This is a genomic window from Pseudonocardia sp. ZF1 (assembly GCF_056835605.1).
Genome location: NZ_JAJNBY010000001.1, coordinates 4300587 through 4321232, shown reverse-complemented (window position 1 = coordinate 4321232; position 20646 = coordinate 4300587). Strand labels below are relative to the sequence as shown.

20 protein-coding genes are annotated in these 20646 nt (G+C 74.5%); 10 read left to right on the top strand and 10 right to left on the bottom strand.

What is annotated here, in order from left to right:
• Positions 1 to 2: 2 nt before the first annotated feature.
• Positions 3 to 2588 carry a glutamate--cysteine ligase gene (locus tag ZF1_RS20850; RefSeq protein ID WP_357440562.1) on the bottom strand — a complete coding sequence of 862 codons (2586 nt, stop codon included), beginning with the start codon at positions 2586 to 2588 and terminating at the stop codon, positions 3 to 5.
• A gap of 170 nt (positions 2589 to 2758) precedes the next feature.
• On the opposite strand from ZF1_RS20850, the gene ZF1_RS20845 reads away from it, so the two are divergent.
• Complete coding sequence (locus tag ZF1_RS20845; RefSeq protein WP_482638127.1) at positions 2759 to 4276, top strand: MFS transporter; 1518 nt, start codon at positions 2759 to 2761, stop codon at positions 4274 to 4276.
• Positions 4277 to 4687: 411 nt separating this feature from the next.
• Here ZF1_RS20845 and ZF1_RS20840 read toward each other — a convergent pair whose 3' ends face one another.
• The gene (locus tag ZF1_RS20840) at positions 4688 to 5548 is read right to left on the bottom strand and encodes an MBL fold metallo-hydrolase (protein ID WP_482638126.1); all 861 of its coding nucleotides are present in this window, start codon (positions 5546 to 5548) and stop codon (positions 4688 to 4690) included.
• Between the two features lie 16 nt (positions 5549 to 5564).
• Positions 5565 to 6239 carry a DUF429 domain-containing protein gene (locus ZF1_RS20835; protein WP_465878260.1) on the bottom strand — a complete coding sequence of 225 codons (675 nt, stop codon included), beginning with the start codon at positions 6237 to 6239 and terminating at the stop codon, positions 5565 to 5567.
• Between the two features lie 18 nt (positions 6240 to 6257).
• Here ZF1_RS20835 and ZF1_RS20830 point away from each other — a divergent pair, with 18 nt between their 5' ends.
• From ZF1_RS20830 to ZF1_RS20815, 4 genes are read left to right on the top strand one after another with little or no spacing between them, the layout of a single operon-like run.
• Complete coding sequence (locus ZF1_RS20830; protein WP_405415707.1) at positions 6258 to 6728, top strand: ribose-5-phosphate isomerase; 471 nt, start codon at positions 6258 to 6260, stop codon at positions 6726 to 6728.
• A 12-nt stretch (positions 6729 to 6740) separates the two neighbouring features.
• Positions 6741 to 7556 (top strand): Fpg/Nei family DNA glycosylase, encoded by an 816-nt coding sequence (locus ZF1_RS20825; protein ID WP_405415709.1) that lies wholly within the window; start codon positions 6741 to 6743, stop codon positions 7554 to 7556.
• A 46-nt stretch (positions 7557 to 7602) separates the two neighbouring features.
• Positions 7603 to 8343 (top strand): HAD-IIA family hydrolase, encoded by a 741-nt coding sequence (locus tag ZF1_RS20820; protein ID WP_482638735.1) that lies wholly within the window; start codon positions 7603 to 7605, stop codon positions 8341 to 8343.
• Positions 8344 to 8399: 56 nt separating this feature from the next.
• Positions 8400 to 8552, top strand: coding sequence for a hypothetical protein (locus ZF1_RS20815; RefSeq protein ID WP_168172127.1), 153 nt, complete (start codon positions 8400 to 8402; stop codon positions 8550 to 8552).
• A 9-nt stretch (positions 8553 to 8561) separates the two neighbouring features.
• On the opposite strand, the gene ZF1_RS20810 is transcribed toward ZF1_RS20815, so the two are convergent.
• The 3 genes from ZF1_RS20810 to ZF1_RS20800 are packed head-to-tail and all read right to left on the bottom strand — an operon-like array spanning position 8562 to position 12039.
• On the bottom strand, positions 8562 to 9215 hold the full coding sequence (locus ZF1_RS20810; protein ID WP_476652298.1) for an RraA family protein: 654 nt from the start codon (positions 9213 to 9215) through the stop codon (positions 8562 to 8564).
• Between the two features lie 5 nt (positions 9216 to 9220).
• Positions 9221 to 10720 (bottom strand): AMP-binding protein, encoded by a 1500-nt coding sequence (locus ZF1_RS20805; protein ID WP_482638125.1) that lies wholly within the window; start codon positions 10718 to 10720, stop codon positions 9221 to 9223.
• A complete protein-coding gene (locus tag ZF1_RS20800) occupies positions 10717 to 12039 on the bottom strand; it encodes an MFS transporter (protein ID WP_482638124.1) in 1323 nt (440 codons plus the stop codon). Before ZF1_RS20800 ends, ZF1_RS20805 begins: the two co-directional genes overlap by 4 nt.
• Before the next feature lie 143 nt (positions 12040 to 12182).
• On the opposite strand from ZF1_RS20800, the gene ZF1_RS20795 reads away from it, so the two are divergent.
• Positions 12183 to 13088: a LysR family transcriptional regulator gene (locus tag ZF1_RS20795; protein WP_482638123.1), complete on the top strand. Its 906-nt coding sequence runs from the start codon at positions 12183 to 12185 to the stop codon at positions 13086 to 13088.
• A 24-nt stretch (positions 13089 to 13112) separates the two neighbouring features.
• Here ZF1_RS20795 and ZF1_RS20790 read toward each other — a convergent pair whose 3' ends face one another.
• Positions 13113 to 13817, bottom strand: a complete 705-nt coding sequence (locus ZF1_RS20790) for a MerR family transcriptional regulator (protein WP_251783821.1) — start codon at positions 13815 to 13817, stop codon at positions 13113 to 13115.
• Between the two features lie 433 nt (positions 13818 to 14250).
• Between ZF1_RS20790 and ZF1_RS20785 the strand changes: the two genes are divergently transcribed.
• Positions 14251 to 14538 (top strand): hypothetical protein, encoded by a 288-nt coding sequence (locus ZF1_RS20785; RefSeq protein WP_062396993.1) that lies wholly within the window; start codon positions 14251 to 14253, stop codon positions 14536 to 14538.
• Between the two features lie 84 nt (positions 14539 to 14622).
• Here ZF1_RS20785 and ZF1_RS20780 read toward each other — a convergent pair whose 3' ends face one another.
• The gene (locus ZF1_RS20780) at positions 14623 to 16071 is read right to left on the bottom strand and encodes a flavin-containing monooxygenase (protein ID WP_482638122.1); all 1449 of its coding nucleotides are present in this window, start codon (positions 16069 to 16071) and stop codon (positions 14623 to 14625) included.
• Positions 16072 to 16259: 188 nt separating this feature from the next.
• On the opposite strand from ZF1_RS20780, the gene ZF1_RS20775 reads away from it, so the two are divergent.
• Complete coding sequence (locus tag ZF1_RS20775; RefSeq protein WP_208824940.1) at positions 16260 to 17117, top strand: universal stress protein; 858 nt, start codon at positions 16260 to 16262, stop codon at positions 17115 to 17117.
• A 4-nt stretch (positions 17118 to 17121) separates the two neighbouring features.
• On the opposite strand, the gene ZF1_RS20770 is transcribed toward ZF1_RS20775, so the two are convergent.
• Positions 17122 to 17607, bottom strand: coding sequence for a DsbA family protein (locus ZF1_RS20770; protein WP_308819459.1), 486 nt, complete (start codon positions 17605 to 17607; stop codon positions 17122 to 17124).
• A gap of 86 nt (positions 17608 to 17693) precedes the next feature.
• On the opposite strand from ZF1_RS20770, the gene nhaA reads away from it, so the two are divergent.
• Complete coding sequence (gene nhaA / locus ZF1_RS20765; RefSeq protein WP_357440595.1) at positions 17694 to 19034, top strand: Na+/H+ antiporter NhaA; 1341 nt, start codon at positions 17694 to 17696, stop codon at positions 19032 to 19034.
• Positions 19035 to 19108: 74 nt separating this feature from the next.
• On the top strand, positions 19109 to 19558 hold the full coding sequence (locus ZF1_RS20760; protein ID WP_482638121.1) for a hypothetical protein: 450 nt from the start codon (positions 19109 to 19111) through the stop codon (positions 19556 to 19558).
• Here ZF1_RS20760 and ZF1_RS20755 read toward each other — a convergent pair.
• Positions 19507 to 20571 (bottom strand): substrate-binding domain-containing protein, encoded by a 1065-nt coding sequence (locus ZF1_RS20755; protein WP_482638120.1) that lies wholly within the window; start codon positions 20569 to 20571, stop codon positions 19507 to 19509. The genes ZF1_RS20760 and ZF1_RS20755 overlap by 52 nt on opposite strands.
• Between the last annotated feature and the right edge of the window lie 75 nt (positions 20572 to 20646).

The window sequence follows — 20646 nt, the reverse complement described above, 5'->3', positions numbered from 1 at the left end:
CCTCAGGCCAGCACCCAGGTGTCCTTCGCCCCGCCGCCGCGCGAGGAGTTCACGATCATCCCGCCGGGCGGGGCGACCCGCGACAGCGCCGCGGGCAGCACGTCGACCTCGGGCACCCCGCCGGCGCCGTGGGACTGCACCGCGAAGACCCGCAGGTCGACGGCCTGGGGCCGGAGGGCGCCGTCGGTGAAGGTGGGATGGGTGGAGATCCCGACGAGGTCCTGGGCGACCCAGCCGGCCGGGGTGTCCCGGATCGCCGCGGCCACCCGGTCCAGCTCGGCGCGCCCGGCGTGCGGGCCGATCACGATCCCGGCGCCGCCGTAGCCGTCGACGGGCTTGAGCACCAGCCGGTCGAGCCGGTCCAGGACCTGCTCACGGGCGAGCGGGTCGACGCAGGGCAGCGTCGGCACCGAGGCCAGCACCGGCTTCTCGCCGAGGTAGTAGCGGATCATCTCCGGCACGTAGGCGTAGACGAGCTTGTCGTCGGCGACGCCGTTGCCGGGCGCGTTGCGCAGCGCGACCCGCCCGCGGGCCATCGCCGCCCACAGCGCGCGGCCGAGCGGCCGGTGGTCGGCTCCGCGGGCGGTCGCGAGCTCGTTCTCGTCCATCCGACGGTAGAGGGTGGTGATCCGGCGCCGCCGCCCGCCGCCGACGAGGAACAGCGCGCCGTCGGTGACCTGCAACCGGGCCGGGGTCACCAGCGGGACGTCCATCGCCTCGGCGAGCAGCCGGTGCTCGAAGAACGCCGGGTCCACCTCGCCCGCGGTCAGCAGCGCGGCCTCCCCGTCGGGTCCGTCGGGGTCGCCGGCCGCGAGCGCCGCCCGCAGCCGGTCCGGCACGTCGTCGAGGTGGCGCACCTCCGAGGGCGACTCCAGGTCGGGCAGCACGCTGCGGATCAGGCGCCGGCTCATCATCGAGAAGCCGATGCCCGAGGGGACACGCAGGTTGTCCTCCAGCACGACCCAGCCGTCGGCGTCGTCGCGGACCAGGTCGATGCCGCCCACGGCGATCCGCACCGCGTCCGGCGGCACCAGCGCGCCGGCGCGGGTGCGGCCGGGCGCCTGCTCGACCACCGACGCCGGGACGACCCGGTCGCGCACGATCTCGCGGCGGCCGTAGACGTCGCGGACGAAGCACTCCAGGGCCCGGATCCGCTGCTCCAGCCCGGAGGCCAGGTGCGCCCAGTCCTGCGACTCGATGATCCGCGGCACCAGGTCCAGCGGGAACAGCCGCTCGCCGTCGTCGCCGGGCTCGATGCCGGGCACCGGGAAGGTGACCCCGCGGGCGCGCTGCTCGGTGCGCAGGGCGTTCTCCGCCGCGGCCAGCCCGCGCGGGCCGAGCCGCTCCAGCGACCGGAACAGCCAGCCGTAGCCGGGCCGGACGGCGCCGGACGCGTCGACGGCCTCGTCGTAGCGGGGTGGGACGTAGCCGTGCAGCAGCTCCGGCGCGGACGGCACGGTCTCCGCGGGCGCGGACGGCGGCCGCTCGCCGTACGTGCGGGCCAGCAGGTCGTCGACGACGTCGGTCAGCGACCCGCGACGCCCGAACGCGCGCCGCTGCGCCGCCGCGCCCGACCCGCGGGCCAGGACGCCCTCGGCCAGCTCGGCGACCTGCTCGTGGTCGCCGACCTCCTCCAGCCACGGCCGCAGCTCCTCGACCAGCGCGCGCAGCTGTACCGACGGGGAGCTCAGCGTCGGGGGACCGCCGGGGGCCCGGCCGATCTCGACGAGGTCGCCCTCCAGCCCGGACCGCGCGGCCCGCCACCCGGCCGCACGCAGCAGCTCGTGCCGGGCGCGGGGCAGCGGCCTGCCCGCCTCGGTGTCGGCGCGGGCACGAGCGACCAGGGCGCGGAACAGCCCCGCCACCAGCACGACGTCGTCGACGTCGGGGCAGGCGTCGCACAGCCGCAGCTCGACGGTCGGCAGGTGCGCGCTGGGGCGGACGTCGAAGTAGAGCATCCCGGCGTCGCTGATCGTCCCGGACGCGATGAGCTCGTCGATCATCGTGTCGTACTCGGCGGCGGTGGTGACGTCGCCGGGCGGCCCGGCGGTGGGCCAGCGCTGCCAGATCATGCTGCGGTAGCTGGCGTAACCGGTGTCGTGGCCGCGCCAGTACGGCGAGCTGGCGGTGATGGCGAGCAGGGTCGGCAGGGCGGGGGAGACCCGGCGCGAGACCTGCACGGCGGTGTCGCGGTCGGGGACGTCGACGTGCACCTGCACCCCGCAGATGTGCTGCTCGCGCACCAGCATCTGGTACTCGTGCTGCATCCGCTCGTACCGTGCTCCGGCGGAGATGTCGTCGCCGGACAGGTCCACCAGCGGCACCGTCCCGGCCGCGACCACACCCAGCCCCAGCGGTTCGGCCGCCTCACGCAGCCGGGTACGCAGGCGTCGCACGTGGGTGCGCAGCTCGTCCAGCGACGGCGTCGCGGGCGAGTTGGTCTCGACCAGCGACCGTTGCAGCTCGGGGAAGAACTCCGCCCCGTCCAGGTGCTCCAGCAACCGTTCCGCGTCGGGCGCGGCCCGGCGGTCGGCCAGGCCGACCACGTGGAACTCCTCCTCGACCCCCACCAGCGGCACGTTCCCCACGGCCGGTGACGCTAGGTGTCCGCTGTTACGTCCGTGTGTCCCGCGGCGATCTCGCCCGACGCCACTCCGTCCGCTGGTCCGTACGGCGGTATCCGGACGTCTGTCCGGACCAGTTCCCACCTGCTGTTCTCGCTAGCGTGTCCGGATCCGCCGACCCCACGGAGCCGCCCATGACCGCCGGTCGCCGCGCGCGGGCCCTGGTCGCGCTCGTCCAGGTGCTCGGGCTCGCCGTGTGGTTCTCCGCGTCCGCGGTACTGCCCGAGCTGCGCGCCGAGTGGGACCTGTCCGCGGCGGCCGGGGTGTGGCTGACGACGTCGGTGCAGCTCGGCTTCGCGGCCGGCGCGGTCGTCTCGGCGGTCCTGACCCTCGCCGACCGGGTCCCGCCGCAGCTGCTGCTCGCGGGCGGTGCGGCCGCGGCGGCGTCCTGCACGCTGCTGCTCGCCGCCGTCGTCGACGGTCCGGTGGCCGCGCTGGTGCTGCGGACCCTGACCGGGGTGTGCCTCGCGCTCGTCTACCCGGTCGGCATGAAGATCATGACCTCCTGGTCGGACCGGTCGCGCCGGGCCCGCGACCTCGGGGTGCTGGTCGGGGCGCTGACCGTCGGGTCAGCGCTGCCGCACCTGATCGGCGGGCTGCCGGGGCTGCCGTGGCGCGGGGTGCTCGCCGGCGCCGCGCTGTGCGGTGTCGTGGCCGCCGCGCTGGCCCGCTGGTGCCTGCGCCCCGGCCCGGCGCTCGCCCCGGCCCCGCCCCCGGACACCGGCTACGCGCTCCGGCTCCTCCGCGAGCCCGGACCGCGGCTGGTCGTGCTCGGCTACCTCGGGCACATGTGGGAGCTGTACGCGCTGTGGACCTGGCTGGGCGCCGCACTCGCCGGCGGGGACCCCGGCCCGTCGGAGCACCTGCTGGTGTTCGTGGCGGCCGGGCTGGGCGGCGCCGCCGGCTGTGTGCTGGGCGGCCGCGCCGCGGACCGCTACGGCCGCGTCCCGGTGATCGCGACGTCGTTGCTGGTCAGCGGGGTCTGCTGTGCGGTGTCCCCACTCGTGCTCGGCGCCGCGCCCCTGCTGGTGGGCGCGTTCTGCGTGCTGTGGGGCGCGGCCGCCGTCGCCGACTCCGCGGTCCTGACGACGGCGACGATCGAGGTCGCCGACCCCCGCTACACCGGCACCGCCCTGACCGTGCAGACCGCACTGGGCTTCCTGCTCACCGTCGCGGGGATCGCGACGGTCCCGGTGGTCGCGGCGGCGGTCGGATGGCAGACGGCGCTCGTCGTGCTCGCCGTCGGGCCGGCGCTGGGCCTGCCCGCGGTGCTCGCACTGCGTCGGTACCTGCCCACCGCGCTCCCGGCCCCGTCCCCCGCGGCCCCGTTCCTCTCGGCCGCCCCCGCGGACGCTCCGACCGTCGAGCTCCCACGGATCGCGATGGACGACCGTCCGACGGCGCCGCTGTCCCGCGTCGTGGACGGGCCGCCGACCGTGGAGCTGTACCGCCTGCGCCGGGGGGCGGGTCCGGACCCCTCCGGCTTCGCCGACCGCCTCGCGCGGGTGCTGTCCGACCGGTCCCGGGCTGCCGCCCCGCCGCCCACGGCCCCACCGGCCGCAGCCCTGTCGAACGCCGCCACGCCGACAGCCGCCCCACCGGGCTCCGGCGCTGCCGCGGCTCCGCGGCGGCGGGCTCGACCGGGCGGATGACCGTGCCGCGACGCGCGGACGGTCTTCGCGTTGACCACCGTCGACGAAGCCGTGCGGCAGACCGGTGCACCTGACCACTCCCGACGGACCACCGCGGCTGCCGGTGGGGGATCCGGGAATTCGCTTACCGGGTAAGCGAATTCCCGGAAGGAACCGTCGCCCCGCGGCATCGGGGGACACCGAAGCAGGACGATCTGCACCATCGCTCGCGGCTTGCGCGGTCGATGCGGTGTGGTCGACAGACCCTCTGTGTACGGAATCGCTTACCCGGTAAGCGAATTCGCAGAGAGAGAGAGAGAGAGCACTCGCCGCTTGGCATCTGCGACACCGACGCACGACGATCTGCGCCATCACTCGTGGCTTGCGCGGTCGACACACGGGGGTCGACAGACCCTTGGTGCGTGGATTCACTCACCGGGTAAGCGACTTCGCAGAGGGAGCCCTCGGAACCACGGCGTCGGAGGTCCGGGCGATCCGCAGCAGGTCCGCGTGCTGTGCCGCCACCTCGTCGGGCGACAGGGGATCGCCGTGCCCCGGGACGAACACCCGTGTCCCGATGGCGGCGGGTGCTGCGCCGACCTCGAGCAGCAGCCCCACGGCGGCCGCCCAGTCGCGGCGGTAGGAGTCCGGCCCGAACGACGGCGGTGCCCCGTTCTCCAGCAGGTCCCCGGCGAAGAGCACGCCCGCGTCCGGGACGTGCACCACCAGGTCGTGTCCGGTGTGCCCGGGGCCGGGGTGCACGAGCTGCACGACGCGTCCGCCCAGGTCGAGCGGGTGCACGGAGGCCGGGCGGGCGCAGACCGGGTGGTCGGGGAGGACCGGGACCGTGGCGGCGAGCGCATCGGCCGTCGCGGCGGCGGAGCTGCCGGATCCCCCGGAGCTGCCGGCGCTCCCGGCGTCGCGGTAGTGCCGGGTCCAGTGGGCGCGCTGGGCGGCGGCCGTCGCCAGGAGCGCGCCCGCGCAGCCGGCCTGGGCGTACACCGGGGCGCCCGGGAACGCGGCGGTGCCGAAGCAGTGGTCGAAGTGGGCGTGGGTGAGTGCCACGACGACGGGCAGGGCGGTCACCGCGCGCACCGCGGCGGCGAGCTCGGCGCCCTGGGCGGTGTCGCCACGGGTGTCGATGACCAGGGCGGCGGACGTGCCGAGCACGAGGCCGGTGGTCAGGTCGAGCTCGTCGTGGCGGCGGGCGAGTACCCCGTCGGCGAGCTCGAGCCAGCGCCCGTCCGGCCGCTGCCCGTCCGGCCGCTGCCCGTCCGACCGCTGCCCGTCCATCCGGTGATCCTCGCGCTCAGACCGCGATCGCGGTGGACCGGCCCAGGGCGTCGGTTCCCGGGCCGAGCAGCTCCGCGGTCCCGTGGGCCACGCGCTCCGCGGTCCAGGCGCAGGCCAGCGCGTCGAGGACGTCGTCGAGCCGGGCGGCGGTGGGCAGGTCACCGAGCGACGCGGCGGAGGGGACCCACTCCGACAGCGCCGCGACCCGCTGGCCCGCCCCGCGCGCGGTCTTCTTCGACGCGAACGCACGCGACGGTGCCATGGTGCGGAACGTCAGCTCCGGGTGCGCCTCGACCACCGACGACGGCAGCCGCACCTGCTGGAACTCGCGGATCTTCCCGACGATGTACCAGGTCTGCAGGCTGATCTTCTTCCCCGTGACGGCCTGGGCGGCGGCGCAGGCCTCGTCGTAGGAGCCCGCGTCGAGCACCGGGGCGGGCGGGGTCGGGAACAGGGAGGACCGCGCCCGGCCCAGCCGCGCCGACGCGAGGATCTCGGCCTCGCGGCGCTGCGCACCGGCCGGGACCGACAGCGGGATGTCGACCCCGACGGCGTCGCACCCGGCCGTCGCGGCGAGCACCGACGCCGCGTCGGGGACCACCGTCCACGTCACCTCACGTGTCCGTCCGCTGCCGGAGAGCACGCACACCACCCAGCCACCCGGGACCCCGTCCACGCCGCTGATCCGCATGGGGGAGGATCGTGCCCCGTGCGCGTCTACCTGGGCAGTGATCACGCCGGTTTCGAGGTCAAGGGCAAGCTCGTCGAGTACCTGACCGAGCAGGGGATCGAGGCGATCGACGTCGGGGCACCGACCTACGACGCCCTCGACGACTACCCCGCCTGGTGCATCGAGACCGCGCGGCGCGTGGTCGAGGACCCGGAGTCCCTCGGCATCGTGCTGGGCGGATCCGGCAACGGCGAGCAGATCGCCGCCAACAAGGTGCAGGGCATCCGCGCCGCGCTGGCGTGGAACGAGGCCACCGCGAAGCTCGCCCGCGAGCACAACGACGCCCAGGTCATCGGTGTCGGCGCGCGGCAGCACAGCTTCGACGAGGTCGTCGCGATCGTCGACGCCTTCCTGGCCACCCCGTTCTCCGGCGACGCGCGCCACCAGCGGCGCATCGACCAGGTCCTCGACTACGAGCGGACCGGCGAGATCGCGCTCCCCGCGTCCTGACCCGGAGCCGGGATGCCCGAGGGACACACGCTGCACCGGCTGGCGCGGCTGCACCGGAAGCTGTTCGTGCGCCGGCCGGTCGGCGTGTCCAGCCCGCAGGGCCGTTTCGGAGCCTCTGCGGCGCTGCTCGACGGCGAGGTGATGACCGGGGCCGAGGCCCACGGCAAGCACCTGTTCCACCGCTACGGCCGCGACCGCGTCGTGCACGTCCACCTCGGGCTGTACGGCACGTTCGTCGAACAGCCGCTGCCCGCACCGGAACCGGTCGGGCAGCTGCGGATGCGCCTGGTCGGGCAGACCCACTACGCCGACCTGCGCGGCCCGACCGCCTGTGAGCTCCTCACCTCGGCCGAGGCCCGCGCCCTACGGGCCCGGCTGGGTGCGGACCCGCTGCGTCCCGACGCCGACCCGGACACGGTCTGGGCCCGCATCTCGGCCTCGCGCAGCCCGCTCGCAACGCTGCTGATGGACCAGAAGGTGCTCGCCGGCGTCGGGAACGTCTACCGCGCGGAGGTGCTGTTCCGGCACGGCCTGGACCCGCAGCTCCCGGGCCGGTCGCTGGACCGGGAGACGTGGGACGCGATGTGGGCCGACCTCGTCGCGCTCATGCGCGACGGCGTGCGGACCGGCCGTATCGACACCGTGCGTCCCGAGCACGACCCACGCCGGCGCGGTCGGGCCGGACGGAAGGACCGGCACGGCGGCGAGGTCTACGTCTACCGCCGCACCGGGATGGAGTGCCTCGTCTGCGGGACGCCGGTACGGCACGCCGAGCACCAGAACCGCAACCTGTTCTGGTGCCCGGCCTGCCAACCGTCGCGGGTCTAGGGTCGGCCCCGTGGAGCAGAAGCCGATCGAGTGCTGGATGACCGACATGGACGGTGTCCTCGTCCGCGAGGGCAGCATCGTCCCGGGTGCGGACACGCTGCTGTCGCGGCTGCGGGACAAGGGCGTGCCGTTCCTGGTCCTGACCAACAACAGCATCCACACCCCCCGCGACCTGCGCTACCGGCTGCAGGCCACCGGCCTCGACGTGCCGGAGGAGTCGATCTGGACCTCGGCGCTCGCCACCGCCGCGTTCCTCGGCGAGCAGCGCCCGCAGGGCAGCGCCTACGTGATCGGCGAGGCCGGGCTGACCACCGCGCTGCACGACATCGGCTACGTCATCACCGACCGCAACCCCGACTACGTCGTGCTCGGCGAGACCCGCACCTACAGCTTCTCCTCGATCGCGACCGCGATGCGTCTGGTGGAGCAGGGCTCCCGGTTCGTGGCCACCAACCTCGACGCGACCGGCCCGTCCCCGGAGGGCATCCTCCCCGCGACCGGCTCGGTCGCCGCGATGATCTCCAAGGCGACCGGGGTCGACCCGTACTTCGTCGGCAAGCCGAACCCGCTGATGATGCGGGCCGCGCTCAACCGGCTCGGCGCGCACTCGGAGTCCACGGTCATGATCGGCGACCGGATGGACACCGACATCCTCGCCGGGCTGGAGGCCGGGATGCGCACGGTCCTGGTGCTCTCGGGCATCACCAAGGAGCACGAGATCGACCGGTTCCCGTTCCGGCCGACGCGGGTCGTCTCCTCGGTCGCGGACCTGATCGACGACGTCTGACCCGGCCCGGACCTGCGGGGTTGCGAACTACACCGATGTGGTTCACCCTCGAACACATGTACGGAGAACTGGTGTCCTGGCAGCGGTGCGCCGGCTGCGGCGCGGAGGCCGAGCTCCCCGGTGACGAGACGGCGGGCGTCGCCGTCCCGTGCCCGGACTGCCCCGGCTCGATGACCGAGGAGTTCAGCTGGGACGCGGTCGCGGCCTGAGCGGCCCGCTCAGACCTTGAACCCCAGCGCGCTGGGGTCGCCCCGGCGCAGCGCCGCGACGTGCTCGACGACCGTGGTCAGCGAGTGCAGGTCGTGGCCGTTGCGCATGGCCGAGACCAGCGCGCGCTCGGCGGCCTCGATGCCCTCGGCGGTGTCGACGACCTCGGCGAGCCGGTCCGGCGCGGCGATCAGCAGGCCGTCGTCGTCGCCGCACACCAGGTCGCCCGGGCTCACGACGAGCCCGCCGAACGACACCATCTCGTCGACGGTGCCCGGGTCGTTCGTGCTGCCCGAGGCCGGGCAGGTCCCGCGGGCGAACACCGGCAGCCCGATCCCGCGCAGCCCGCGGACGTCGCGGACCAGCCCGTCGACGACGATCCCGGCCAGCCCGCGCCGCTTCGCCTCGGTCGCGAACAGCTCACCGGACACGGCGCGGTGACCACCCGCCCCGGCGACCACGAGCACCGAGCCGGGGCGGGCCGCGGACAGCGCGGCGAACATCGGCAGGTGGTCGTCCACACAGGACACCGTCACCGCGGGCCCGGCCATCGACACGTCCGGCACCAGGGCCCGGATAGCGGGGTCCACCACGGGAAGCGACTTGTCGGCGTCGCAGATGGAGGACACCTGCAGCTCGCGCAGACGGTCCAGGAGGTCGGTCATGGACGTCATCCTGTCGCACCGTCCGCCGTTGCGCGCCGTCGAGCGTCCGCGGCGCGCGCGGCGATCTCCGAGCGGCGCACCTTCCCGGCGTCGTCGCGCAGCGGGTGGTCGACGACGTCGATGCTCCGTGGCTGTTTCGCCCTGCTCAGACGCCCGTCGAGGAACTCGCGAAGATCGTTCTCGATGCCCGGTTCGGCCTGCACGACGGCGTGCACGACGTGCCCGTAGTCGGCGTCCGGCAACCCGACGACGACGGCGTCCCGCACCCCGGGGTGCGCGGTCAGCGCCGCCTCGACCTCCGCCGGGTACACGTTCGCGCCGCCGACGAGGATCATGTCCGCGCGTCGGTCGGCCAGATAGAGGTAGCCGTCGGCGTCCAGCGAGCCCATGTCGCCGAGTGACTCCCAGCCGTCGCGCTCGCGGGCGGAGGCGCCCAGGTAGTGGTACGTCGGCGCCCCGCCCGACCGCATCCAGATCTCACCGGTGACACCGGGGCCGAGCTCGCGGCCGTCGTCGTCGCGGACGGTGATCTCGCCGCGGGTGACCCGCCCGACCGACCCCGGGTGGGCCAGCCAGTCGTGGCCGTCGATCGCGGTGCCGGCCTGCGACTCGGTGCCGGAGTAGATCTCGAACACCGTCTCCGCGCCGACCCGGTCGATCCAGCCGCGCTTGACCTCCGGCGGGCAGGGCGCGCCGACGTGCAGCACGGTCCGCAGGGTCGCGGTGTCGCAGGCGGCCCAGTCGGCGTCGGGCAGGCGCAGCATCCGGCTCATCATGGTCGGCACCGCGTAGAGCCAGGTGACGCCGTACGCGGGGATCATCGCGAGCGCGCGGGCGGCGTCGAACCGGCCCATGAGCACGACGTGGTGGCCCTGGAGCAACGCCATCAGCGTGAACATGAAGGGCGCGTTGTGGTGCAGCGGCGCGGTGCAGCCGAAGACGCCGTCGCGGTCGATGCGCAGCCCGTCGGCGCGGGCCAGGACCTGTTCGACGCAGGCGGCCTGACCGGCGACGATCACCTTCGGGGTACCGGTCGACCCGCCCGAGGTGGGGGCCTTCCAGCTGGGCCCGACGACGTCGGGGAGCGGGCCGTCGTCGTAGGAGCCCGCGTCGACCGGGGTGTCGACGACGAGTGCCGGCGCGGCGACGGCGAGCACCGCGTCGCGCTCGGCGGCGGGCAGCCGGGCCGACAGCGGCTGGGGCACCGCGCCGACCTTCCACGCCGCGACCGAGCACTCGAGGTGCGCGGCGGTGTTCGGCAGCGCGATCGACACCAGGTCCCCGCGCCGCACCCCGCGGTCGGCGAACGCCCTGGCCAGACGGTTGGTGCGGGCGTCGAACTCGGCGCGGGTGCGCACCACACCGGGGCCGTCCGCGGTGTCCTCGGTGACCAGCGGGCGGTCCGGGTCGGCGGCGACGAGCGCCCGCAGCCGGGCGGCGAGCGCGGTCGCGCCGGCGGGCACCTCGGGCTCGGGGAAGCGGGGCTCGCGGAGTCGTGCGGTCATGCGGTCCTCCCGGTGGTGCCGGTGACGGCGGTGTCGAGACGCTCGTCGTCGGGGACCGGTCCGCGGGCCAGCACGTACCGGGCCGCCAGCAGCGAGACGAGCACGATCACCAGCGAGTACCCCACGACGGGCACGATCGACCCGGTCGCGGCCAGCAGCGACTGCCCGACGAGCGGGGCGGTGCCGCCGAACAGCGTGCCCGCCAGCGCGTAGGACAGGGAGATCGCGGTGTAGCGCATCCGCGCGGGGAACGCCTCGGCCAGCATCCCGGCGAGGATCGCGTAGTACATCGTGTGCGGCAGCGTCGCGAGCGCCATGCCGAGCGCGGCCAGCCCGAAGCTGCCGGTGGAGATCAGCCAGAACATCACCGGGAACAGCGGAAGCTCGATCAGCAGCAGGGCGGTGACGACCTTCCGCGGGTTCCACCAGGTCGCCATGAACGCCCCGAGCGGCTGGGTGAAGAACTGCACGGTCGAGCTGATCAGCACGACGTTGAGGAACACCTGGCGGTCGAAGCCGAGGTCGTTGACCGCCCAGGACAGCGCGAACGTGTTCTTGAAGTACGCGGCCGCCGCCACCAGTGCGCACGCGCCCACCGAGACGACCACCAGCATCGTCCGCTCCCGCAGCAGCTCCGCGAGCGGGAACCGCGCCGTCGTGCCGCGCGACCGCATCGCGACCAGCGCCGGGCTCTCCTCGATCCGCAGCCGGATCACCAGCCCGACGACGACCAGCGCCGCCGACACGAGGAACGGCACGCGCCAGCCCCAGGACAGGAAGGCGTCCTCCGGCAGCATCGCGACGAGCGCGAACGAGCCGGTGGCGAGCATCTGCCCCGCCGGGCTGCCCTGCTGGGCGAAGGCGCCGTAGAGGATCCGGCGGTTCTTCGACGCGTGCTCCGAGGCGATCAGCACCGCGCCGCCCCACTCCCCGCCGACGGCGAGCCCCTGCACGAGCCGGGCCACGACCAGCAGCACCGGGGCGAGGACGCCGATGTCGTCGTAGACGGGCAGCAGCCCGATCGCGAGCGTCGAGACGCCCATCAGCAGCAGCGTCGCGACCAGCGCGGTCTTGCGGCCGAGCCGGTCACCGAGGTGGCCGAAGACGATCCCGCCGATCGGCCGGGCGAGGAACCCGACCCAGAACGTGGCGAACGAGGCCAGCACGCCGGCGGCGGGGGAGGCGTTCGGGAAGAACAGCGGCCCCAGCACCAGCGCGGCGGCGGTGCCGTAGATGTAGTAGTCGTACCACTCGATGGTGGTGCCGACGAACGAGGCGATCCCCACCTTGCGGCGCATCGACGGTGTGCTCGTGCTCAACCCGGTGCCCCCTTGCACTCGTCGTGGAGCGACGGTCGCGACCACGCCGTCGTGACCACCGCCACGCAACGGTAGAACAGCATTGGGACGCCATCGGGACTCTCTTGCTTCCATTCCTGTCGTCGGATCGACATGATCTGAGGGTGGAGCTACGGCAGCTGGAGTCGTTCGTCGTCGTCGCCGAGGAGTTGCACTTCGGCCGGGCCGCGGCCCGCCTGCAGGTCTCGGGCCCGCCGCTGTCCCAGCAGATCCGCAGGCTCGAACGCGAGGTCGGTGCCACGCTGTTCGACCGGCACACCCGCGCCGTCGCCCTCACCCCGGCGGGTGCGGCGTTCCTGCCCCGGGCCCGCCGTGCCCTCGCCGCCGCGGACGAGGCCGTCGAGGCGGCGCGCGAGGCCGCCGCCGGCGGCACCGGCTCGGTCCGCCTCGGGTTCGCCGGACCCAGCTCCAACGCCTGGCTGTACCGGACCGCCCGCCGCTTCCGCGCGCACCGGCCGCAGGCCCGGCTGGTGCTGGTCACCGGCCGGTTCTCCGGCGAGCTGGCCGAGGACCTGCGCACCGACCGGGTCGACGCCGCGCTGATCCGCACCCCGGTCGACGACGACGGCCTCGTCGTCCACGAGATCGACCGGCACCGGCTCGTCGCCGCGCTGCCCGAGGAGCACCCGCTCGCCGGGCGGGACGTGATCGACCTGGCGGAGCTGGCCCACGACCCGTTCGTCACCTACCCGGCCCGGCGGATGGCGGTCATGCGCACGTCGGTCGACGCGGCCTGCCTGCACGCCGGATTCCTGGCGCGTGTCGAGCAGGAGGCCCCCGAGACGCACACCCTGCTGTCCCTGGTCGGGGCCGGTGTCGGGGTGGGGCTGGCGCTGGACGCGACGGCGGAGCTGCGCACGCCGGGGGTGGTGCTGGTGCCGCTGACCGACCCGCCGGAGGTGCCGCTGGCGCTGGCGTGGAAGGCCGGTGCGGTGAACCCGGTGCTGGCGGGGCTGCTGGAGGCGGCCGGTGTGGGTGGGGCGGTCGTGCGGGGTATCGGGTCGGTCTGACCCCCGCCCTCCCGCCCCACCGGCTCAGCCGGTGACCCCGGCCCGGGCGATGTAGTCGATCATCGCCTGGTCCGGGCCACCCGCCGCGGTCACCTCGTCGGGGTTCTCGTCCCGCAGCCGGTACAGCTGCCGCTGCAACGACTCGTCACCACGGTGGAAGGTCGCCAGCAGCTCCGACCACCGCGCGGCGAGCGCCTGCACGCGCGGCTCCGCCGGGTCGGTGCCCGCGTCCATCTCGGCCTGCACGTCGGCGATCAGCCCGGGCCACGCGGCCGCTGCCGTCTCGCCCTCGGCGCGCCGCGCACGGAGCTCGGCGACCTGCTCGGGAGTGAAGTACTGCGCGAAGGTGTCGTTCACCCTGCTCACCTCGTCGATCATCATCAACACGTCCGACGGGTCGGGGTCCGGCGCGTCCCGGAGCCGGTCGACGACCGCCGCGAGCGTGCCCCGCAGGGCGTGCAGCGCCGCCAGCCGGGCGTCGACCTGGTCCAGGTGCGCGGTGAGGACGTCGGCGAACGACCCGGACGAGAGCAGCCCGCCGATCGCCTCCAGCGGCAGGCCCAGCTCCCGCAGGGCGACCACCTGGTAGACGCTGCGGACGTCGCCGTCGTCGTAGACCCGGTGGCCGGAGGCCGTCCGCGCCGACGGCACGACCAGCCCCCGCTCCTCCCAGTGGTGCAGTGTCCGTACGGTCAGCCCGGTCACCCGGGCCAGCTCGCCCACCTTCACCGGAATCCCCTCCTGTCGGGCCGCCACGTCGTGGCGGCATGATGGACGGTGCCGCCTCACGTCGCGTCAGGTGCAAGCCCCGGACGCCACGGTCCCGCCGCGACACGCCGGGTCCCGCGACACGCCGGTCACGGATTCACCCCCGCGAGTGGTCGCCCCCCGCCCACGGTCCGGTCGGTCGATCACCCTTCGCATCGGCCGCCCCGGACGTGGGGACGGAGGGTGTCCGGCGTCCTGGGGGAACCGGTTCCGTCCGTTTCACACCACACTTTTGGTACCCGTGGTGACCGGGTCAGCCGTTGGTGTCGCTGCCGTATCCCCGCCGGTGAGCGGCTGCCTACTGTCCGCTTGCCGCGACGCACAGGCGTCCCGGTGGTGCTCACGGGAATCGTGAGACACGTCCGTCCCACCGGACACGATCGGGGAGAAAGACATGCGCAGGAAGCTTGCGGTCACCGGCGTCGCCGTCATCGCCACCATGGTCGCCTTCAGCCCGCTGGCGTCGGCTGCGCCCGCGCCGAAGGACGACGACGGTGACTCCTTCGTCCAGGACGTCGGCAACACCCGGGGCGACCAGTTCGGCCTGGTGAACCTCGACGACGTCAACGTCCTCAACAACGCCAACATCTGCCCGGGCGTCAACGCGGCCCTCGGCAACGTCCTCGGGATCCTCGGCGGCGGGGCGGCGCAGAACCGCGACAACCCGACGTCCTGCGACTGACCCCCGACGACGACCTCCGCCCCCTGCCTCCCGCCGCCACGGGACGCAGGGGGCGGTTCCGTCCTGCCCGGCGCCGGCCGGGGCTCAGTGGAAGACGTAGTCCGACGGCTCGACGCGGCGGGTGCGCTCGTCGTACTCGCGCATGTAGCCGGGCCAGTTGGTGACGATGCGCCCGGTGTCGTCGCGGTACCAGGAGTCGCAGCGGGTCCACGCGGTGCCGGGGAAGCGGGCCTGGACCTCCTCGTCGTAGGCCTGCTCGACCTCGGGGCGGACCTCCACGCCGGACGCGCCGCGGCGGGCCGCCTCCTGCAGGGCCTCGCGGACGTAGCGGACCTGGTGCTCCAGGTACCGGATGATCGAGCCGCCGGAGGTGTTGGTGTTCGGGCCGTAGAGCACGAACAGCGAGGGGAACCCGGGGACGGTCATGCCGAGGTAGGCGTGCGCGCCGTCGGACCACTCGGTGCGCAGCGACCGTCCGCCCGGGCCGCTGATCTTCATCGGGAACATGAAGTCGGTCGCCGCGAACCCGGTGCCCCAGATGATCGTGTCGACCTCGTGCAGCGTGCCGTCCTCGGTGCGCACCCCGGTCGGCTCGACGGCGGTGATGCGTGACGTCTCGACCGCGACGTTGGGCCGCTGCAGCGCGGGGAGCCAGTGCGAGCTGAACAGGATGCGCTTGCAGCCGAAGGTGTAGTCCGGCCAGACCTTGCGGCGGACCTCGGGGTCGCGCAGCTGGGCCCGCATGAACAGCGTCGCGTAGAGCCGCCCCAGCCTGCCCCAGGTGGCGGGGTGGCGGATCATCAGTGTCAGCGCCTCGCAGTACTCGGTGATGAACCGGCGCCGAGCGGCCTGCAGGCCGGGCACCCGCGCGATCGCGGCCCGCCACCACGCCGGGAACCTCCGGTTCCGTCGCGGCAGGAACCAGTTCCCGGACCGCTGGAACACCGTCATGTGCCCCACCTCGGGGGCGATCGCCGGCACGAACTGCACGGCGCTGGCTCCGGTCCCGATCACGGCGACGCGACGTCCGCGCAGGTCGTGGTCGTGGTCCCAGCGCGCGGAGTGGAACATCGTCCCGGCGAACGAGTCGACGCCGGGCAGGTCGGGGGACACCGGCCGGTTCAGCTGACCGGTTGCGACGATCAGCACGTCGGGGGTCCAGGTGCGGCCGTCGTCGGCGGTGACCGTCCAGGGTCCGTCGGCCTCGTCGCGCCGGGCGTCGACGATCCGCACACCGGTCTGCACGAGCTCGTCGACCCCGAACTCGGCGGCGACACCCCGCAGGTAGGCGAGGATCTCGGGCTGCGGTGAGCAGAGCCGCGACCAGTCGGTGCGCTGGGCGAACGAGTACGAGTACAGATGGCTCGGCACGTCGCAGGCGGCGCCCGGGTAGGTGTTGTGCAGCCACGTACCGCCGATGCCGTCGGCGGCGTCGACGATCGTGACGTCGCGGATGCCGTGGGCCCGCAGCTCGATCGCGGCGGCGATGCCGCCGAACCCGGCGCCGACCACGAGAACGCTCGGTGCGTGCACGGGACCTCCCTGTCTCCGGAATGCAGCAGCGATCACCGTAGCGATGCGGCCCGGGGCCCCGGGTGCCCGTCCCGGCCCGTGCGGGCCGTCTCCGACCTCACACGACGGGGCCGTGCGACCCGGCCCGCGAGGGAGCACAGTGGAGGGTGAACGGCCGACACCGGGCCGGCCGGGAACGGAGCACAGTGATGAGCACCGTCGTCGTCGGCGTGGACGGATCGGACGCGGCCCTGGACGCCGTCGCATGGGCGGCCCGCGAGGCCGCCGCCCGGCACGCCGACCTGCTGCTCGTGCAGGCCTTCGACGTGGCCGGACTGTACGCGGACGCCGCCGTCGCCCCCCTGCTCGACGACGTCGAGGAGTCGATCCGCGAGGAGTCCCGAGCGACCCTCGACGCGGCCCGGCACGCCGCCGCGCAGGCCGCACCCGAGGTCGCGGTCGACGTCGCCGAGGACCGTCGGGCGCCGTCGACGGCACTGGTCGAGCGGTCCGCCACGGCGGAGCTGCTGGTGCTCGGGTCCGCCGGGCGCGGGGCGATGGGCACCGCGCTGGGGTCGGTGACCCTCGCCGTGGCCTCGCACGCGGGCTGCCCGGTCGTCGTCGTCCGCGGCACGTCGTCCGACGGGCCGGTCCTGGTCGGGATCGACGGCGGCCCGCTGTCCGACGTCGCGCTGGAGCACGCCTTCGCCGCGGCCGCCGAGCACGGCACCGGGCTGGTCGCCCTGCACGCCTGGCACGACGGCCGGTCCCCGGCCCTGCGCGCGACCGGTGCGTTCGACCGGCTGCGCGAGGCCGAGGAGCGGGCGCTGGCCGAGCGGCTCGCCGGCTGGTCGGAACGCTATCCCGACGTCGCCGTCGAGCGGGTGATCGAGCGCGCCGAGCCGGGACGGGTGCTGGCCCAGCGCAGCGGGGCGGCGCGGCTGGTCGTCGTCGCCACCCGGGGGCGGGGCGGGTTCACCGGGCTGCTGCTCGGCTCGACCGGGCTCGCGCTGGTCCAGCGCGCGGACTGCCCGGTGATGCTGGTCGGGCCCGCCGCGACGGCCTGAGCGGCTACGACCGGAGCGCGGGGTCCAGCGCGGCGGTGAGCGCGGCGACCGTGACGTCGCCGCGGTACTGCTCGCCGTTGACGAACAGGGTCGGCGTGCCGCGCACGCCCGAGCGCACCGCCGCGTTGAACCCGGCCTCGACGCGGTCCTCCGCCAGCCGCGTCGCCGGCCAGACGACCCGGTCCGGCCGCACCCCCGCGGCGACGGCGTGCTCCCGCAGGTCGTCCTGGCGCAGCCGCGGCGGACCGGGGGCGAACAGGGTGTCGTGCATCTCCCAGAACCGGCCGTCGAACCCGGCCATCTCGGCGGCGAGGGCGGCCGCGATGGCGTGCGGGTGCACCTCGTGCAGCGGGAAGTGCCGGAACGCGAACCGCAGCCGCCCCTCGAAGCGGTCGCGGACCTCCTCCAGCACCGGTGCGGCGTCGCGGCAGTAGGGGCATTCGAAGTCGCCGTACTCCACCAGCGTCAGCTCGGCCTCGGGCGGGCCCAGGACGTGGTCGTACGGTCCGACGGGTGGATCCAGGCTGATGACGGCCTCCTCGTTGCGTCCCGCGACGGGCGGGGCAGGATCAGCACATGGCGGTGATGACCTTAGCCGAGCGCGGCGACCTCTCCGATGCCGCGCGGCGGTTCCTCGGGACCGAGTCCGGATCGGCGGTCCTGCTGGTCGGGGCGGCCGTCGTCGCGCTGCTGTGGGCCAACCTCGGCGGCGGGTACGAGACGTTCTGGCACACCCCGCTGGCCGTGTCGTTCGGGGAGTCCGCGCTCGACCTGGACCTGCGGCACTGGGTCAACGACGGCCTGATGGTGCTGTTCTTCCTCTCCGTCGGGCTCGAGATCGCCCGCGAGACGACGCTGGGCGAGCTGCGCGGGTTCCGCGCCCTCGCCGCACCGGCCGCGGCCGCGCTCGGCGGACTCGTCGTGCCCGCGCTGTTCTTCCTCGCGCTCAACGCCGGCGGCGAGGCGGCGGGCGCCTGGGGGATCGCGATCTCCACCGACACCGCGGTGATGCTGGGTGTGCTCGCGCTGCTCGGGCCGCGCTGCCCCGACCAGCTGCGGGTGTTCCTGCTGGCTCTGGCCATCGTCGACGACATCGGCGCGGTGCTGGCGATCGCGCTGTTCTACACCGACGAGGTCGACCTGCTCGCGCTGCTCGTCGCCGTGGTGCTGCTCGCCGGGCTGCTCGCGCTGCGCTGGGTGCGGTTCTGGCGGACGCCGTTCTACGCCGTCGTCGGGATCCTGTGCTGGGTCGCGGTGCTGCGGTCGGGGGTGCACCCGAGTGTCGTCGGCGTCGCGCTCGGGCTGCTGGTCAACGCCTACGCGCCGCGTCGCACCGAGATGGTCGAGGCCGTCCGGATCGGGAAGAACTTCCTGCTCGACCCCACCCCGGAGCGGGCCCGCACCGCCCGCGCGGTCGCGGTCGCCGCCGTCTCCCCGAACGAGCGGCTCCAGCAGGCGATCCAGCCGTGGAGCAGCTACGTCATCGTGCCGCTGTTCGTGCTCGCCAACGCCGGGGTGGTGCTCTCCGGCGAGACCCTGTCCGCGGCGGCCACCTCCCTGCTGACCTGGGGAATCGTGCTCGGTCTCGTGGTGGGCAAGCCGATCGGTGTCGCCGTCGGGACCTGGGTCGCGCTGCGCACCGGGATCGGGCGGGTGCCGGACACGCTGCGCTGGGGACAGCTGCTCGGCGGTTCGGCGCTGTCGGGCATCGGGTTCACCGTCGCCCTGTTCGTCACCGAGCTCGCGCTCACCGACGAGCTGCTCGTCGCCGAGGCGAAGATCGGGATCCTGACCGGGTCGGTGCTGGCCGCGCTGTCGGGCTGGCTGGTGTTCCGGCTGGCGGGTGAGCGGGGCGGGCAGTGCGCGCCCAGCGGCCTGCCGACGCTGCCGCCGCGGCCGTGGCGGCCGGCGGACTGACCTGCGTGGTTCCACGGAGGCCCGGCGACGACGTCCGGGGCAGGGTGGCGGGACCCGAGGGGAAGGAGACCCCCGTGCACAGCGCTCTGCGCGCGATCCCGGTGGGACTGGTCGCCGGGCTCTGCGCGACCGTCGTCGCCTGGTACCTGATCGGTGACGTCAGCCCGGCATCCGACCTCGCCGACGGGATCCGGGCGTACGACCCGCCCGCGTTGCCGTGGCCCGTCGGGGTGCTCGCCGGGGCGGGGCTGGTCTGCTGCGTCGCCGCGGTCGTCCGCCGGTGGGCCGTGGCGTCACCGGTGGTGCTGTGCGTGGTGGCGGGCCTGCTGGTCGGGTGGGCCGGACGTGTCGTGACGGCGGCGTCGATCGGCGCGAACATCGGTGGCGGCCTGATGCTGCTGTTCGGGCTGCCGCTGGCCGGGATCCTGGTCCTCGTCGCGGTCGTGACCGCGCTCGTGATCGCCCGGAGGGCTCAGAGGGACGCGAGGATGTCGAAACCCGACCCGTCGGCGACGGCCATGTAGATCCGCTGCTCGGCCCGGCCGTCGCGTACGGTCACCGGTCCTCGCGGGCCGACGTAGCGGCACCGTCCGGCGGCCTCGGACAGCCGGACCGCGTCGGTGGTGCCGACCCGGTTCACCAGGGCGGCGAGGACCCCGACGCCCTCGTAGCAGGACTCGCCGGGCGCGCACGGCAGCGGTGCGCCGGGGCCGAACCGGCGGGCGTAGCGGGCGCCGAAGGCCAGGCTCTCCGCGGTCGGGAGGGCCTCGAAGTAGCCGGCGGCGGTGAACACGTCCTGCGACGCCCCGGCCCCGGCGCAGGCCAGCATGCTCTCGTCCATCAACGGGGAGAACCGGGCGTACCGGCTCTCCAGCCCGCGCCGGGCGAACTCGCGGTGGAACGCGACGGCGTCGGAGCCGACGAGCAGCGTCAGGACCCCGTCGACGTCGAGGTCGGCCAGGTCGTCCAGCACCGGCCGGTGGTCCGAGGTGCCGAGCGGCACGAAACGGGTGTGGTCCAGCGTCGGCCCGCCGGACCCGTCGAGCGCGGCCCGGGTCCGCGCGATCGACCGGTGCGGCCAGCGGTAGTCGTTGCCGATCACCGCCCAGCGCCGGACGCCGATCTCCTGGGCCATCCACCGCAGCGCCGGGGTGAGCTGGATGTCCGGTGTCTCACCGATCGGGACGACACCCGGCGTGGTCTCACCGCCCTCGTAGAGCGCGGTGAACACGTACGGCACCAGTCCGCGCAGCGCCGACGCGAGCCGCACCCGCACCGGGGAGATGTGCCAGCCGACGACGGCGTCGATCGCCCCGGTCCGCGCCGCCTGCGCGACCGCCGCCGCCACCTGCTCCGGCGCCCCGGACCCGTCGAGGATCCGCAGGTGGACGGGGCGGTCGAGGACCCCGCCCACCGCGTTCAGTTCCTCGACGGCCAGCCGGGCGCACAGGATGCACGACGGCCCGTAGATGCCGTCGGAGCCGGCCGAGGGCACGACGAGGCCGACGGTGAACGACGGTCTCGCAGTCGACGGCATCGGACGCACCCCCACGGACGCTTCGACGACCGGAACGCCGGCGCGGGGCGGGGTGTTCCCGCCGTCACACCGCGC